Annotated in this window: 13 protein-coding genes; 7 read left to right on the top strand and 6 right to left on the bottom strand. The window is 71.8% G+C overall.

The features are described from left to right. Positions 1-197: 197 nt before the first annotated feature. From J3A75_RS23050 to J3A75_RS23030, 5 genes are all read left to right on the top strand, one after another. Complete coding sequence (locus J3A75_RS23050; protein ID WP_245364403.1) at positions 198-917, top strand: cell division protein DivIVA; 720 nt, start codon at positions 198-200, stop codon at positions 915-917. 113 nt (positions 918-1,030) lie between these two features. Further along, on the top strand, positions 1,031-1,276 hold the full coding sequence (locus J3A75_RS23045; protein WP_070999929.1) for a hypothetical protein: 246 nt from the start codon (positions 1,031-1,033) through the stop codon (positions 1,274-1,276). Positions 1,277-2,133: 857 nt separating this feature from the next. Beyond that, entirely contained in the window at positions 2,134-2,676 is a 543-nt protein-coding gene (locus J3A75_RS23040) for a DUF4188 domain-containing protein (protein ID WP_024829371.1), read from the top strand. A 136-nt stretch (positions 2,677-2,812) separates the two neighbouring features. Continuing rightward, positions 2,813-4,168, top strand: a complete 1,356-nt coding sequence (locus J3A75_RS23035) for an LLM class flavin-dependent oxidoreductase (protein WP_245295805.1) — start codon at positions 2,813-2,815, stop codon at positions 4,166-4,168. A 145-nt stretch (positions 4,169-4,313) separates the two neighbouring features. Next, positions 4,314-5,825, top strand: a complete 1,512-nt coding sequence (locus J3A75_RS23030; protein WP_012320273.1) for an HWE histidine kinase domain-containing protein — start codon at positions 4,314-4,316, stop codon at positions 5,823-5,825. Between the two features lie 20 nt (positions 5,826-5,845). Here the strand turns inward: J3A75_RS23030 and J3A75_RS23025 are convergent, their stop codons facing one another. The 6 genes from J3A75_RS23025 to J3A75_RS23000 all read right to left on the bottom strand — a co-directional run bounded on the left by J3A75_RS23025 (position 5,846) and on the right by J3A75_RS23000 (position 12,130). Continuing rightward, positions 5,846-6,412, bottom strand: coding sequence for a cytochrome b (locus tag J3A75_RS23025; RefSeq protein ID WP_012320272.1), 567 nt, complete (start codon positions 6,410-6,412; stop codon positions 5,846-5,848). Then, positions 6,409-7,557 carry an acyl-CoA dehydrogenase family protein gene (locus tag J3A75_RS23020; RefSeq protein ID WP_070999928.1) on the bottom strand — a complete coding sequence of 383 codons (1,149 nt, stop codon included), beginning with the start codon at positions 7,555-7,557 and terminating at the stop codon, positions 6,409-6,411. The genes J3A75_RS23025 and J3A75_RS23020 overlap by 4 nt, the downstream gene beginning before the upstream one ends. 276 nt (positions 7,558-7,833) lie before the next feature. Next, positions 7,834-8,724 (bottom strand): LysR family transcriptional regulator, encoded by an 891-nt coding sequence (locus tag J3A75_RS23015; protein ID WP_053620502.1) that lies wholly within the window; start codon positions 8,722-8,724, stop codon positions 7,834-7,836. Positions 8,725-8,805: 81 nt separating this feature from the next. Then, a complete protein-coding gene (locus J3A75_RS23010) occupies positions 8,806-9,270 on the bottom strand; it encodes a DUF1348 family protein (RefSeq protein ID WP_070999927.1) in 465 nt (154 codons plus the stop codon). Positions 9,271-9,392: 122 nt separating this feature from the next. After that, positions 9,393-11,456, bottom strand: a complete 2,064-nt coding sequence (locus J3A75_RS23005) for a pyridoxamine 5'-phosphate oxidase family protein (protein WP_024829374.1) — start codon at positions 11,454-11,456, stop codon at positions 9,393-9,395. A 56-nt stretch (positions 11,457-11,512) separates the two neighbouring features. After that, on the bottom strand, positions 11,513-12,130 hold the full coding sequence (locus J3A75_RS23000) for a glutathione S-transferase family protein (RefSeq protein WP_024829375.1): 618 nt from the start codon (positions 12,128-12,130) through the stop codon (positions 11,513-11,515). A 435-nt stretch (positions 12,131-12,565) separates the two neighbouring features. Between J3A75_RS23000 and J3A75_RS22995 the strand changes: the two genes are divergently transcribed. After that, positions 12,566-13,720 (top strand): transporter substrate-binding domain-containing protein, encoded by a 1,155-nt coding sequence (locus J3A75_RS22995; RefSeq protein ID WP_070999926.1) that lies wholly within the window; start codon positions 12,566-12,568, stop codon positions 13,718-13,720. Then, the gene (locus J3A75_RS22990; protein ID WP_012320265.1) at positions 13,717-14,358 is read left to right on the top strand and encodes an ANTAR domain-containing response regulator; all 642 of its coding nucleotides are present in this window, start codon (positions 13,717-13,719) and stop codon (positions 14,356-14,358) included. Before J3A75_RS22995 ends, J3A75_RS22990 begins: the two co-directional genes overlap by 4 nt. Positions 14,359-14,372: the final 14 nt, after the last annotated feature.

Here is a 14,372-nt window from a genome sequence, read left to right as displayed (position 1 = left end):
CCGGGTTCGGCTTACCGGTCTCCGGCGGCAGTGACGCTGGCGAAAGCGCTCGTGAGGCGCCGAACACCGCGGACGATCGGACGGAGCATTGTCGAGCCAGCCAGCTCCGACCTGCCGAGACTGATAGGTGTCAATCGAGCCGGCCCGGAGTTCGGCCTGCAGACGGCGGGTTAACTGTCCATCAACCATACCAGAGATTGTATTGGCCGTCGATAAAATCCCGCCAGGGTAGAGCCATCATGGTCGCGGCCCCCACAGCCACATGGTCCCATATCCTCACGCAGGTCGCCGACAGCCTGGACCGCTTCGTCGAAGAATCGTCCGCCGAGATCGCGAAGCTCAAGCCTTCCTTCGATACGGTCGGGGTGCCGGCCGGATCCACCGCGCTACACATCGAGGAGGTCGCGCATCCGCCGATCTTGCCGGAACCCGCGGTCAACGACGCGGGCCCCGCGGCGGCCCCCTCAGATCCCGAGGCGGTGTCGGATTGGATGAGCACGCTCGACATCATCAACGGCATGGCCGGCCGCGCCGAAGCGCAGAAGCAGCGTCTGCAGGAGCAGAGGACATCGCACGAAGCCGCCCTGGCCGCCGCGCAGCGCGCGCTGGCGGAGACGCAGCACCGCCTGCACCTGTCCGAGATGCGCGTCCGCGAGGTCGAGGCCCGCTCCGATATCCGGCTGCAGCGAGTCCAGGCCGAGGCCGATGCCCAGGTGCAGGACATCCGCGCGGAGGCCGAGGCCCGGGTTCGGACGATCCGCGCCGAGGCGGAGGCCTGGGTTCGGGCCGCCGAGGAGCAGGTCCGCGTCGCCGACCTGCGCGCCGAAACGGCGGAGAAGTGGCTCGGCCGGATCGACGCGGCCGCCAAGGCCCTTCTTCTGGGCAGCCACGGGCGCCGCGGACCTTCGAGAGCCTGAGGCCGAATGCCGGGGCCGAGCCCGTGTCGGCGCCAGGCCGCCCGCCCCACCGGCGCGCCGCTTCCCGGCGCCGGCCGGAGCCCGGTATCGGACGTCCAGCCCGAAGAAGGATCGTGGCGATTGCCTGTTCGGCCGAAGCCGCGCGCCGGTTCAGCCCGTGGAGCGCGTCGATCCGGCTGGTCGCCGCCGTGGCGGTCGCCGCCGCGCTGCCCCTCTGCGGCTGCGTGTCCACCCCCGCGCCGACCGCCGACATCGCCGTGGCGGATCCTTCGGCGTCGCTCCAGGCGGCGACGATGCGGCCCGGTCCGGACATCGACGCGAGCCCGTCCCGATGGCGCCTGCGGCTCACCCGTCTCTAGGCGCGGTCCGGCCACGGCTCGGCTCCAGGATCGGCCTTCGTTATGCCCTGCCGGCTGTCCGAGCGCGGCGCGCGACGTTCCCGACACGGACTATCTCAACGGAGACGCTGCTACATCGCCGGATCCTGACGTCTGGCGCGAACCCATCGCGCGGCGTGTCGAAGGCCTCGAACCGTCGGCGCGGTGACCCGCGGCCGGTTCACGCGGTGGTGGCCGAGCGCGCGAGGGCCGGCGGGCCGCCACCCAACCGCGGCATCCTCCGGCGCGCACCCGGACCGGGCTGCTGGACCACCCGGGCCGTGCGCCTCGCATCGACGCGCCGGGCGGCGTCGCACCGCGTGACCCTCGAGTCTTACAAACTGTTCATGTCGTCGAAGGCAAATCGTCAGATGAAGAGGGCAACCCAAGAGACGTCGAGGAATTGACCGGCTGTAGCAAGCCTGAAGATCTTGCCGGGCCCGACAGGGGCCGATCCCTCAGAGAGAGTCGAGACAATGACTGATCCTGGCACCTTCCGCGAAGCCCTTCTCGCTGTGGTTGTCTTGGGAGGAGGGGCTTTCATGGTGGAGCAGTACATCCGGATCCGGGCATGGCCTCGGTCCCGGCCAGACCGCGCGGATGGCGGTGAGCGCGCGCGCTGAGGCGCGCGCCATCCGGATTTGTCCCGCGGACGCGCGCGCGGCGGATTCCGGTTCGACCGGAGGCCGCGCCCGCGACCGGGCCGTGTCCATGAGCTGCTGAGAGTTGGCCGATACTGGCAGGCGCTCCAGGTTGTAGCCGCCATGCCGGGCGAATATTGCTGAAAGTCGATATCGTCGCGTATTCTTGGCGCCCACGGCCGACCGGATCGGCCCGCGATGGAAGGCGCGATCATGGGCGCGATCAAGGGCGCGAACCGGCGAGACGCGGTTCCGGACTTCTCGGGATACCCGGACCTCGTCGTGATCTATCTGGGCATGAAGGTCCGGACCCTGGCCGGCGTGAAGACACTGCTCGGCTTCGGCCCCCGGATCGACAGGGTCGGCGCTGCGCGGCCGGAGGGACTGCTGCACTACGAGAACAACATCATCTTCAGCCTGCGCCCGCTGCATGTCGGCATGCGCTGGTACTGGCGCGACATCGACAGCATGGTCGCGTGGTCCAAGTCCGAGCCGCACCGGATCTGGTGGCGGGATTTCCTGCGGGACACGCGCGGCGTCGGCATCTGGCACGAGACCTACCACATGCGCGGCGGCATGGAGGCGATCTATCACGACGTCGCCGAGCCAGTCGGATTCTCGGCCTTCATGCCGATGCAGGAGGCCCGGGGCTCCCTGGTGGCGCGGCACGGACGGTACGCCTCCTCGGACCTGCGCGATCTTCCCGCCGACAACGCGCCGGACGCCTCCGTCCCGCGCTGACGCGCTGCCCGCCGCACCTGCCGGACTTCCACCGCGCACCCGCGACGGGCCGCGGGCGGGCGGGGCGGGGTTCGCCCCGGCGGGCGGGTCGGCTAGACACCGGCCCGTGCGAGAGGCACGGAGCGGATCAGGCACGATGACGGTCGGTTCGATGAGACAGGGCACCCTGCGCCTCGGCGCGTTCTTCTACGCGACCGGCCACCACGTCGCCGGCTGGCGCCATCCGTCCAGCGAGGCCGACGGCGGCCTCGTCCTGGAGCGCTATGTCGGCTGGGCGCGGCGGGCCGAGGCCGCGAAATTCGACCTCATCTTCCTCGAGGACGGGAGCGGGATCCGCGACCTCGACCTGCGATCGAGCGAGCGCACCGCGCGCTCGACCCATTTCGAGCCCCTGACGCTGCTGTCGGCCCTCGCGGCGGTGACGAGCCGGATCGGTCTCGTCGCCACCACCTCCACCAGCTTCAACGAGCCCTTCAACGTCGCGCGCCGGTTCGCCTCCCTCGACCATCTCAGCGGCGGGCGCGCCGGCTGGAACCTCGTGACCTCCGCGACCGACGCGGAGGCGGCGAATTTCGGCGGCGACCGGATCGACCCCCATGCCGACCGCTACGAGCGTGCCGAGGAGTTCGCGGACGTGGTCCTCGGGCTGTGGAACACCTGGGACGACGGCGCCGTGATCATCGATCGCGCGAGCGGCCAGTTCTCGAAGCCGGACGGCTTCCGCCCGCTGAACCATCGGGGCAAGCATTTCGAGGTCCGCGGTCCGCTCAACATCTCGCGGACGCCGCAGGGCCAGCCCGTGCTGGTGCAGGCCGGCGCCTCCGGACCCGGCAAGGACCTCGCGGCGCGGACCGCCGAGATCGTCTTCACCGCGAACCAGACGCTGGAGGAGGCGGTCGAGTTCTACGGCGATCTCAAGGGGCGCATGCCCGGTTTCGGTCGTGCGCCGGATGACCTGAAGATCATGCCCGGCCTGTTCCCCGTCGTCGGGCGCAGCGAGGCCGAGGCGCGGGCGAAGTTCGAGGCGCTGCAGGACCTGATCGACCCGGTGGTCGGGCTGGCGCTGCTCGGTCGCATGATCGGCGGCCACGACCTGTCGGGCTACGATCCCGAGGGGCCGGTGCCGGAGCTGCCCGAGACCGAAGGCATCAAGTCCCGCCAGCAGCTCATGTTCGACCTCGCCCGCCGCGAGGGCCTGACCCTGCGCCAGCTCTACCTGCGCATCGCCGGGGCGCGCGGCCACTCGCAGATCGTCGGCACGCCCGCCCAGATCGCGGACGAGATGGAGGCACGGTTCCGCGCCGGCGGGGCGGACGGCTTCAACATCATGCCGCCGACGCTGCCCGGAGGCCTCGACGACTTCATCGCGCTGGTCCTGCCGGAGCTGCGGCGGCGCGGCCTGTTCCGGACCGAGTACGAGGGCCGGACCCTGCGGGACCATCTCGGCTCGCGGCCGCCGGCAGGGTTCGGTCCCGGTCGGGCCACGGTGTAGCGGCCGGGGGCTTCCCGCTCGACCCGGTCCAGATCGGGCGAGGCGTCGCGGTGCACCTGCGGCGTCTCGGCCCGCGTGACGGTTGCGCACAAGCGATCCGCGCTGTGGTACAGCCACGCGACAAGGGCCGAGGGCCGCCATCGGTATGTCGTGGCAGGGGCGACGGGCATTGACGGATCAGCAGGAACGCACGCGCTTCGAGGCGGAATTCGCCCGCACCGACGCGAGTACCGACCCCTTCGTCTCCGCCGTGCGGGCGACGCGGATGCCGATGCTGATCACCGATCCCCATCAGCCGGACAACCCCATCGTCTTCGTCAACGCCGCCTTCTCGAAGCTGACCGGGTACCGCCACGACGAGATCATCGGCCGGAACTGCCGGTTCCTGCAGGGGGCCGAAACTAACAAGGCCGACATCGCGAAGATCAGGGCGGCGATCGCCCGCCGCGTGCCGATCGAGATCGAGCTCCTGAACCACAAGAAGAGCGGCGAGGTCTTCTGGAACCGGCTCCTGATCTCGCCGGTCTTCGATCGCGACGGGGAGCTCACCTACTTCTTCGCGTCGCAGTTCGACGTGACGCTGGAGCGGGAGAAGCTCGCGCGGATGCAGCGCGACCGGGAGGCGCTCGAGCGGGAGGTGGAGCGCCGCACCGGCGATCTCACCCGCAGCGAGGAGCGGCTGCGGTTCATCCTGAAGGCCGGACGATTCGGATCGTGGACCCTCGATCTCGCCGACATGCGGCTCGTGGCCTCCGACGCCTGCAAGGAGAATTTCGGGCGGGCGCCGGGCGAGCCGTTCAGCTACGAGGACCTGATCGCCGCGATCGATCCCGAGGACCGGCCCCGCATGCAGGCGGCGGTGCAGACCTCGATCCGCGAGCACAGCGACTACGACATCGAGTACCGGGCGCGCACGCCCGGCGGTGAGCTGCGCTGGCTGCAGATCCGCGGTCAGACCTTCTACGACTCGGTCGGCCAGCCGCTGAGCATGGCCGGCGTCTCCATCGACGTGACCGAGCGCAAGCGCGCGGAGGAGCATCGCACGCTCCTGGCCGACGAGCTGAACCACCGGGTGAAGAACTCGATGGCGACCATGCAGTCGATCGCGCACCAGACCCTGCGCAACGCCGCGTCCCTTGAGGAGGCGCACAGGACCCTCGACGCGCGGCTGCACTCCCTCTCGGCGGCACACGACGTCCTGACCCGCGAGAGCTGGATCGGGGCCACGCTGAACGTCATCGTGGAGGGCACTCTCCAGGCATTCCGGGGCGGCGCGAGCCAGCGCTTCCTGATCAACGGCCCGGACGTGTGGCTGACGCCGCGCCTGACCCTCGCCTTCACGATGGCGCTGCACGAACTGGCGACCAACGCGGTGAAGTACGGCGCCCTGTCGAACGACCGGGGGCGGGTGATCCTGAACTGGGACGTTGTGGATGGGGCGACGCCGGCCCATCTCTGGTTCCGGTGGGAGGAGGTCGGCGGACCCGCGGTGACGGCGCCGGCCCGCGGCGGTTTCGGCACGCGGCTCATCGAGCGGGCGCTGGCCGCCGAGATGGGTGGCTCGGCGGAGATCGAGTACCGCGCCCACGGCGTGGTGTTCACGCTGAACGCGCCGCTGCCCGACCGGGCGCCCGCCGCGGCGGAGGCGAAAGCCTGAGGCGCGCGCGGCGCCACCGGTCAGGTCATGCGCGTCAGGACGGCCTCGTTCCAGAGCCTGCGGTGCAGGATCGCCATCGCGGCGTGGCCGAGCACGACGGCCAGGAGCGCGAAGCCCAGCCAGTAGTGGAGCAGATCGGCGGGCAGCATCATCCACTCGATCTTCGTCTCGCGCCCCGGCATCACCGGGACGCCGTAGGGCGTGAAGGGCTTGCCCGATCCGTACTGGCGCAGCAGCGCGAGGCTCGGCACCAGGACCATCAGGAGATAGATCAGGCCGTGACCGGCCGCGACGGCGCGCCCCGGCGCGCCCGGATGGGCGGGGCGCCGGTGAAGGTTGGCGAGGCCCCAGACCCCGCGCAGCAGCACGAGCACGAACAGGGTGAAGCCGAGCGTGAAGTGGCTGCCGCCGACGAGGCGCGTCAGCGCCGTGTCGCCGATCGTGACGTAGAGCAGCGCGCCCGCGAATTGCCAGGCGAACAGGGCGGCCATCAGCCAGTGGAAACCGCGACTCACGCGGCCGTAGCGCTCGGGCGTGTCCAGCCAGACGGCCCGCGGTGCGGTGGTGGGACGTCCCGGCCCCGTCACGCGGCGTTCTCGGTCCACAGGTCACCGGCCATGCCGGCGCTCCGCAGAATCTCGGAGGCCGCGCTGGTGAGCGCACGATCCGGCCCGGGCTGGCGCAGGTAGGTGGCGAGATCGCGCGACAGCCGCTCCAGCGGATGGCCGCGCAGGAAGCCCTGCAGGCCGACCGAGCGCTGGGCCAGCTGGAGCACGTCGAGGCCGGCCCGTTCGACCGCGAGGCGGACCAGATTGATGTAGGCGACGACGCGCTCCGGCGGCATCGCCGCGTCCGACGCGATCTGCGCCCCGCGCTCGACCCAGAGCCGCGCGCCCTCGACCGCGATGGCGCCCTCGCCGAGGCGCGCCAGCTGGTGCGGGTCGCCGCCCCGGCCGAGGCGGTCCAGATGGCCGCGCCAGGCATCGTACACCGCCTCGATGCCGCCGAGCTGCACCGCCGCGAATCGCCACGCGCCGCCCGAGAAGGCCGGTTGCCGGAAGTAATCGTCGGGCGCGCCCAGGATCTGATCGGCGTCGAACGCGAGCCCGGTGAAGTCGACGGTGCCGGTCGCCGAGGCGCGCATGCCCTGCGCCCGCCAGGCCGCGAGGTCGGCCCGCGTGCCGGCCTCGATCGGCACCACCATCATCGCCGTGCCGGCCTGTGCCGGATGCCCCGCGGTGACGAGGGCGCGGGTGACGAAGCCGGCGCCCGACGCATAGGTCTTCACGCCGCGGAGATGGCCGCTGGCGTCCGAGGCCTCGATCCGCAGGCCGCCTTCGCCCGGCTCGGTGTTCCAGACACCGAACAGGTGGCCGGCGCGCGCGTCCGCGAACAGGCGGACGCGCTGGGCGGGCGCGCCGTACCGGGCGATGAGCTGGAGGGCGTTGACGTGGCCTTCGTAGAGCCGGCCGAGGGCGAGGCTCCCGTAGCCGACCAGCCGCAGAACCTCCGCCAGGGCACCGGCGCCCGGCTCCGTCCCCAGGCCCGCGCCGCCGTGATCCACCGGGACGGGCGCGGCGAGCAGACCCAGGCGGGCGAGATCGGCGATGTCGTCCTGCGGAAAGCCGTGGTCGTGATCCTGGGCGTCGGCCCGCGCGGGCGCCGCCGCGGCGATCGCGCGGGCGGCCGCCGCGGAATCGTAGACGGGGTCCAGGCGGGTCCATTGATCCATGCGCCTGTCTCCTCTCAGATCGCCGCCGGACGCGGCGTGCGCGCCGCGTGCCGCTGGTCCGGGCACATCGCGCCATCGAGATACGGGCGAGCGGCCGCTGAAGCGCGGCCGCGCACGGTCGCGCGCTCGGGTCTCGTCACGTATGGCCCCCATTGCCCGCGGAAGATGCGGGCGATCCTAAAAAACTAACTTAAGACTGAAACATCCTTTCCTGGCCGCGGCTGCGACCAATACGACCCGAGCGGCCAGAACGGCCCTCGCCGGCCCGGCGCGCCCTCAGTTCAGCGTCGGGTTGGCGCGCAGGCGCGACACCGCCAGGTCGACGAAGGTCCGAACCTTGGCGGGCGCGTGCCGGCCTTCCGGGTAGAGCACGTGGACGGGCAGCGGCGCCTCCTCGTACTCGGCGAGCACGATCTGCAGGCGGCCGTCCCGCAGGTCCGGGCCGATCTGGTAGTTCAGGACCCGCGCCAGCCCCCAGCCCGACCGGGCGGCGCCGATCGAGACCTCGTTGGTGTTGCCCTGCAGGGTCGGGTGAATGACCACCCGCTCGTTTCGGCCGAACCGCCATTCCGGCGACGCGAAGGCGCCGGTGGAGACGGCGATCCGGTGCCGCTTCAGATCCGCCGGCGTCGTCGGCACGCCGTGCCGCGCGAAGTAGTCCGGGGCGCCGCAGATGACGTGGCGCACCGACCCGACCCGGGCTGCGGTGAACCCGGAATCGGTTAGGTGACCGATGCGGATCGCTACGTCGATCCCTTCCTCGACGATGCTCACCGGCCGGTCGACGAAGAGGGTCCGCGCCGCCATGGTGGGGTAGGTGTCGAGGTAGTCGGTGACGATCGGGAGCACGTGCATCCGCCCGAACAGGACCGAGGCCGTCACCGCGAGCGTGCCCGAGGGCGTCGCGTTGGAGCCGGCCGCCGCCGATTCCGCCTCGGCGATGTCGGCCAGGATCCGCCGGCAATCCTCGTAGTACCGGCTGCCCGCCTCCGTGAGCTTCACGGAGCGTGTCGTCCGGATCAGGAGGCGGGCGCCGATGGTCTCCTCGAGCGCGGCCACGGCGCGCGTCACGGCCGGCGGGCTCATGTGCAGGAGCCGGGCGGTCTGCGCGAAGCTCGCCGTCTCGGCGACCTTGGCGAAGATGCGCATGGCCTGCCACCGATCCATGGCTTCGCTCCGGGATTTCGCGGCCGGGTCGCGACGCTCACGCCAGGCCCGGCCTGTCGTGTCGGCGTGTCGGCCGGGCGGTCAGAAGCCGAAATGGCTCAGGCCCGGATGATCGTCCGGCCGGCGCCCGAGGGTCCAGTGGAACTTGCGGTCCGTCTCCGCGATGGGCAACTCGTTGATGCTGCTGTGCCGATAGCGCATCAGCCCGTCCTCGGCGAACTCCCAGTTCTCGTTGCCGTAGGCCCGGAACCAGTGGCCGCTGTCGTCGTGGTACTCGTAGGCGTAGCGCACGGCGATCCGGTTGCCGGTGAAGGCCCAGAGCTCCTTGATGAGACGGTAATCGAGCTCCCGGTTCCACTTGCGGGTCAGGAACGCCTCCACCTCCTGCCGTCCGTTCAGGAACTCGGCGCGGTTCCGCCAGCGGGTGTCGGTCGTGTAGGCCAGCGCGACCTTGGCCGGATCGCGGCCGTTCCAGCCATCCTCGGCGAGGCGGACCTTCGTGATCGCGCTCTGCTCGTCGAAGGGCGGCAGCGGCGGACGGGACATGGTGGACTCCTTGTTCTCGGGATGAAGGTTCAGCCCGGCTCCGGTATCGGCGCTGCGCAGAATGATCCGGCGCCGCCGGGCGCGGAAGGTGGAAAACGGCGCGGGCCGCGCCGTCCCGCGCGTCAGAGCGCGAGCTGCACCCGGCCTGTGCCCTCCGCGGGCACTGCGGAGCAGATCAGCACCTCGTCCTCCGCCACGGGCGCGCTCGGTTCCCGGAGGTAGGTCACCGCGCCGGCGAGCAGCTTGGTCCGGCAGGTCCCGCAGCTGCCTTCGCGGCAGCTGAAATCCGGCGCGAGGCCGCGGGCTTCGGCGAGGTCGAGGAGGCTGCCTGAATTCGGCGTCCAGCGCGCCTCCTTACCGGTGTCGAGAAAGGCGACCGGCACCGTCTCGGTGGCGGCCGGCGGGCGCGGGCGCGCCGCCACCGCCGTCCCCGCGTTGCGGACCAGCCCCGAGGGCCCGAACGCCTCCGCGTGGATCCGGTCGTCCGCCACGTTGTAGCCGCGCAGCCCGTCGTAGAGCGCCTGGGTGAAAGCCGGTGGGCCGCACAGGTAGAAGTCGTAGTCCGCGAAGGCGAGGAACCGCGTGAGCAGCGCCATGTCGATCCGGCCCGCGGCCTCGTAATCGGTGCCGGGCCGGGCATCGGACACGTCGCTCAGGACGCGCACGATCCGGACCGCCCCCTGCGCCGCCGCGGCGAGTTCGGACAGCTCCCCGTCGAAGGCGCGCTCGGCGCGCGTGCGGGCGGCGTAGACGAGCGTGGTCGGGCGGATCCTGCGGGTGCGCAGGCCCTCGTAGACCACGTGCCGGAGCATCGCGAGGAGCGGCGTGATCCCGACGCCGCCGGCGAGCAGCACCGCGGGGCGCGCCGCGCCCGCATCGAGGGTGAAGCCGCCGTCGGGCGCGCGCGCCTCGACGATGTCCCCGACCCGAAGGCGGTCGTGGAGGTGCTGCGAGACGGCACCGTCGCGCTTCACGCTGATCCGGTAGGTGGGATCCGAGGGCGCGACCGAGAGCGTGTAGGTCCGGATCACCGGCGCCTCCGCCCCGGGCAGCGTCACGCGGATCGGGAGATGCTGGCCCGCGCGGTGCGGGAGTCGGCCGGCCCCGTCGTCCGGTGCCAGGTGGAAGGACCGGATGGTGCGGCTCTCGTCGACGATCTTCGCCACCCGGAACGGCCGCCACCGCGTCGCGCGCCCGGTCGCCCGGACGCGGTCGGCTGCCTCCGCCCAGTCGCCGGTCATCAGCGCGTTCGGCGACCAGCCGTCCGCCCGGAACGTCCAGCGCAGCGGCAGGGCGCCGCGCCGGCGGATCACCCGGCGCGGCCGGAAGGTCCAGAGCCGCTCGGCGCCCTGGAACGCGGCGATCTCGGGCGAGTCCAGGATCACCGCGGCGTCGCCGGTCAGCTGCAGGAGATCGCCCGTCTCGAAATCGGTGAAGACCAGGCCGGCCCTGCCGTTCAGGAGGATGTTCCCGAGGGTGGCGAAGAACAGGTTGCCGGCGAAGTCAGGGATGGTCAGCGTGCCGTCCGCGGCGACGCGGACGAACCCCGCCCTGCCGCCGCGATGCGAGACGTCGACCTGGCGCCGGCCCTCGCGGTCGGCGTAGGAGGCCACGAAGAACGTGTCGGCCGCCGCGATCAGGGCGCGCGCCGACGCGTCGAGCTCCGCGCTCTCCTCGGCGGTGACCGGGACGGGGACGCCCGGCTCGCCCACGAAGGTCATGTCGCGCAGCTGGATGTATTGCGGGCAGTTCCCGAAGCTCTGATCGACGTCGAAGTGCAGGACCCCGCCGTCCGTGGAGCGGACGAGGCCGTTGACGCGGTTGCGGCGGCGGCTGCTCAGCTCGATCCCCAGGAGACCGATGGCGTCGCCGGCGCGCGTGCCCTCGGACGCGGGGTCGGCCGGGTCCGGTCGCGCGGCGATGTCGAGGGTCGTGGCCGAGGGCGAGGTGATGAAGCCGGGCCTGCCGGCCAGGAGCGTGGCCCAGGCGTCGCCCTGCCGGTCGACGCTGCCCAGCACGATGAACGGGATCTGCGCGTAGAAGGCGCGGTGCTGATCGGGCATGAAATCCCGCACCACCCTCTGGCCGATCACCGCCATCCGGTCGGCGGCGCCGACCGACTCCTGGATGGACGTCTCGCCGGCATGCCAGGTCGGCAGCGTCGCAAAGGTTTGACCGTCAGCCATCTCCGCCTCCTCCACGCGTTCCCCCCCGGGCGCGGGTGCGCCCGGGGCTCTTCTGGTCACGCCGCCGCCGTGAGGCCCGCGGGAGTCTCGGCGAAGGGGACGAAGCCCGGCAGGCCCTCGACCCGGCGCAGGAAGGCCTCGACCCGCGGGTAGCCCGACAGGTCCACGTTCCCCTCCGGGGCGCGGGCGAGGTAGCTGTAGACCGCCACGTCCGCGATGGTCGGCCGCTCGGCCGCGAGCCAGTCCCGCCCGTCGAGATGTGCCTCGATCCGTCCCAGGAGCGTGTGCGCCCGGCCGATCACCTCCTCCGGTGAGAACTTGGCGCCGAAGACCGTGATCAGCCGCGCGGCCGCCGGGCCGTAGGCGAGCTCGCCCGCCGCGACCGAGAGCCAGCGCTGGACCGCCGCCGCGGCGCGCGGATCCTCGGGCAGCCAGTCGGACCGGCCGAGCCGCTTCGCCACGTAGACGAGGATGGCGTTGGAATCGGAGACGATCACGCCGTCGTCGTCGAGCACCGGCACCTGACCGAACGGGTTCATGGCGAGGAAGGCCGGCGTCTTGTGCGCGCCCGCCTTCAAGTCGACCTCGATCAGCTCGTGCGGGGCGTCGACCAGGGACAGGAACAGGCGCGCCCGGTGCGCGTGGCCCGAGAGGGGATGGTGGTAGAGCTTCATGGTGGATCTCCGTCGGGAGCCGGGATCGTCCCGGGCCGTATGAGGAGAATGCCGTCGCTTCCGGGCGAGCAGAATGCGCGTTCTGCGCAGTTCATCATTCCTGAGATTGGAATAATCGCGCCCGCCGATGGTGCCGACCTCGATCCTGCTCCCGCGTCGGCCGGCCTCCGCCTCACCTCCGCAGCAGCACCGCGGATCTCGGCGCCGGTGAGGGGCGGTCGCGCGGACGCCGGCCAGCGAGCCGGGAAGCAACCACCCAGACTCCGGTTCTGAAAAGACTGCGCGGCACTTGACACAAGGGCCATAACCGAGGAGCCTAGTTTTCAGGCGCGGGGCAAAGCTGCCCAGTTTCGCGCCAATACGTCACCATCTTTCTCGGCGATGCCGCCCGCAGTGCTCACGCACTGGCGGGCTTTTTGCGTTCTGAAGGACTGCATGGGCCTCAGCCATCACCGCGTCGGCATCCTCTTCTCCGCGGACGGACCTTACGGTCTCGTCGGGCGGGCGATGCTGAACGGCGCATTGCTGGCCGTCGCGGAGGTGAACGCGCGCGGCGAATGCGTCCTCGAGCCGGTGATCTGCGATCCGCACGGCGCCCTCGCGGGCTACGTCGCCGGGGCCGAGCGGCTCCTCGGCGGGGGGATCCGCCACGTCGTCGGCTGCTACACCTCGTCGAGCCGCAAGGAGATCATCCCGATCTTCGAGAAGCGGGACGCCCTGCTCTGGTATCCGTCGCATTACGAGGGCTTCGAGACCTCGGCGAACGTGGTCTACACCGGCGCTGCGCCGAATCAGCACATCGTCCCGCTGGTCCGGCACCTGCTGGCCCGGGGCGGCCGCACGGCCTTCTGCGTCGGCTCCAACTACATCTGGGCGTGGGAGAACAACCGGATCCTGCGCGAGACGCTGGCGATCGCCGGCGGCGCGGTCGCGGGCGAGCGCTACCTGGCGGTGGGCGAGACCGCCTTCGATCAGGTGATCGCGGCGATCCTGGCCGCGAGGCCGGACTTCGTGTTCAACACGCTGATCGGCATCTCGGCGTACCGGTTCTTCCGCGACTTCCGGAGCGCCTGCGCGGCGCACGGCATCGACCAGGCGCGGACCATACCGGTGGCGAGCTGCAGCCTCGCCGAGCCGGAACTGGAGGCGATCGGGCCGGAGGCGGTCGACGGCCACCTGTCCTCCAGCGTCTACTTCACGTCGATCGACACGTCCCGCAACCGCGCCTTCCTGGCGGCCTACGCGACGCGCTTCCCCGACGGGCCGACCCCCTCGGCGGATGCCGAGGCCTCGTACATCGCGGTGCATCTCCTGGCGCGGGCGCTGGTGCGGGCCGGGACCGAGGACGCCGCGTCGGTGCGCCGGGCGGCCTGCGCGGAGGGGTTCGACGCGCCCCAGGGGCCGGTGTGCCTCGACGAGACGACGCTCCACGCCTGCCTGACGCCCCGGATCGGGCTCTCGACGGCGGCGGCCCGCTTCACCATCGTGGCGGAGGCCGCGGAGCCGGTCGCGCCGGACCCCTACCTCGTGCGCAGCGATCCGCGCGTCGTGCCGGTGAGCCGGCGCCCGCGCCTGCGGGCGGTGCCATGACGACGCCCCGGCTGATTCAGAACTTCAGCGGCGCGCAGGCCCTGCTGATCGCGCCGCCGAGCACCGCCACGGACGTCCTGGCGAGCACCCTGATGAAGCTCGGGCTCACCGTGGCCTCGGTCGTGCCGGCCGGCGAGGCGCCGTGGCTCGATCTCGAGAGCCTCGATCCCGAGCACCACATCGTCGTCGTCGACGGCGACCTGCCGCTGCCGGGCCTCGCGGCGAGCGCCGTCCCGGACCTGCCGCCGGTCCCGGTGGTCGGGCTCGTGGGCGTCGAGGCGCCGAGCCGCCTCAAGGGGCTGCTCCAGCTCGGCGCCACCGGCCTGCTGCGCAAGCCGATCCACGGCGCCTCTGTCTACGCGGCCCTGTTCCTCGCGGTGAACGAACACAACCGGCGCCGCCTGCTCGAGGAGCGCATAGCGCGCCACGAGGAGCGGCGGCGCGGCCGGCGCCACGTCGTCAAGGCGATCCTGCGGCTGATGCAGGAGCACGGCCTCGACGACGACGCGGCCTACGAGGCCCTGCGCCGCGACGCCATGCGCGCCCGTCAGCCCCTCGAAGCCTACTGCGAGGCGCTGGTGCGCGCCCGTCCGTCGGTCACGGCGCCTGCCGCCGCGCCGCGGCTCGCCCGATCCTGAGTTTCCGTCGCCAC

The organism is Methylobacterium sp. PvP105, assembly GCF_017876975.1.
Lineage (GTDB): Bacteria > Pseudomonadota > Alphaproteobacteria > Rhizobiales > Beijerinckiaceae > Methylobacterium > Methylobacterium radiotolerans.
This window is presented reverse-complemented; position numbering and strand designations above follow the sequence as displayed.

What these genes read in the sequence shown, in the direction of transcription:
- J3A75_RS23020 (WP_070999928.1), bottom strand. Translation starts at nt 7,557, where the DNA reads ATGGATCAATGGACCCGCCTGGACCCCGTCTACGATTCCGCGGCGGCC.
- J3A75_RS23015 (WP_053620502.1), bottom strand. Translation starts at nt 8,724, where the DNA reads ATGGATCGGTGGCAGGCCATGCGCATCTTCGCCAAGGTCGCCGAGACG.
- J3A75_RS22995 (WP_070999926.1), top strand. Translation starts at nt 12,566, where the DNA reads ATGGGCCTCAGCCATCACCGCGTCGGCATCCTCTTCTCCGCGGACGGA.
- J3A75_RS23030 (WP_012320273.1), top strand. Translation starts at nt 4,314, where the DNA reads ATGTCGTGGCAGGGGCGACGGGCATTGACGGATCAGCAGGAACGCACG.
- J3A75_RS23035 (WP_245295805.1), top strand. Translation starts at nt 2,813, where the DNA reads ATGACGGTCGGTTCGATGAGACAGGGCACCCTGCGCCTCGGCGCGTTC.
- J3A75_RS23000 (WP_024829375.1), bottom strand. Translation starts at nt 12,130, where the DNA reads ATGAAGCTCTACCACCATCCCCTCTCGGGCCACGCGCACCGGGCGCGC.
- J3A75_RS23005 (WP_024829374.1), bottom strand. Translation starts at nt 11,456, where the DNA reads ATGGCTGACGGTCAAACCTTTGCGACGCTGCCGACCTGGCATGCCGGC.
- J3A75_RS23010 (WP_070999927.1), bottom strand. Translation starts at nt 9,270, where the DNA reads ATGTCCCGTCCGCCGCTGCCGCCCTTCGACGAGCAGAGCGCGATCACG.
- J3A75_RS22990 (WP_012320265.1), top strand. Translation starts at nt 13,717, where the DNA reads ATGACGACGCCCCGGCTGATTCAGAACTTCAGCGGCGCGCAGGCCCTG.
- J3A75_RS23040 (WP_024829371.1), top strand. Translation starts at nt 2,134, where the DNA reads ATGGAAGGCGCGATCATGGGCGCGATCAAGGGCGCGAACCGGCGAGAC.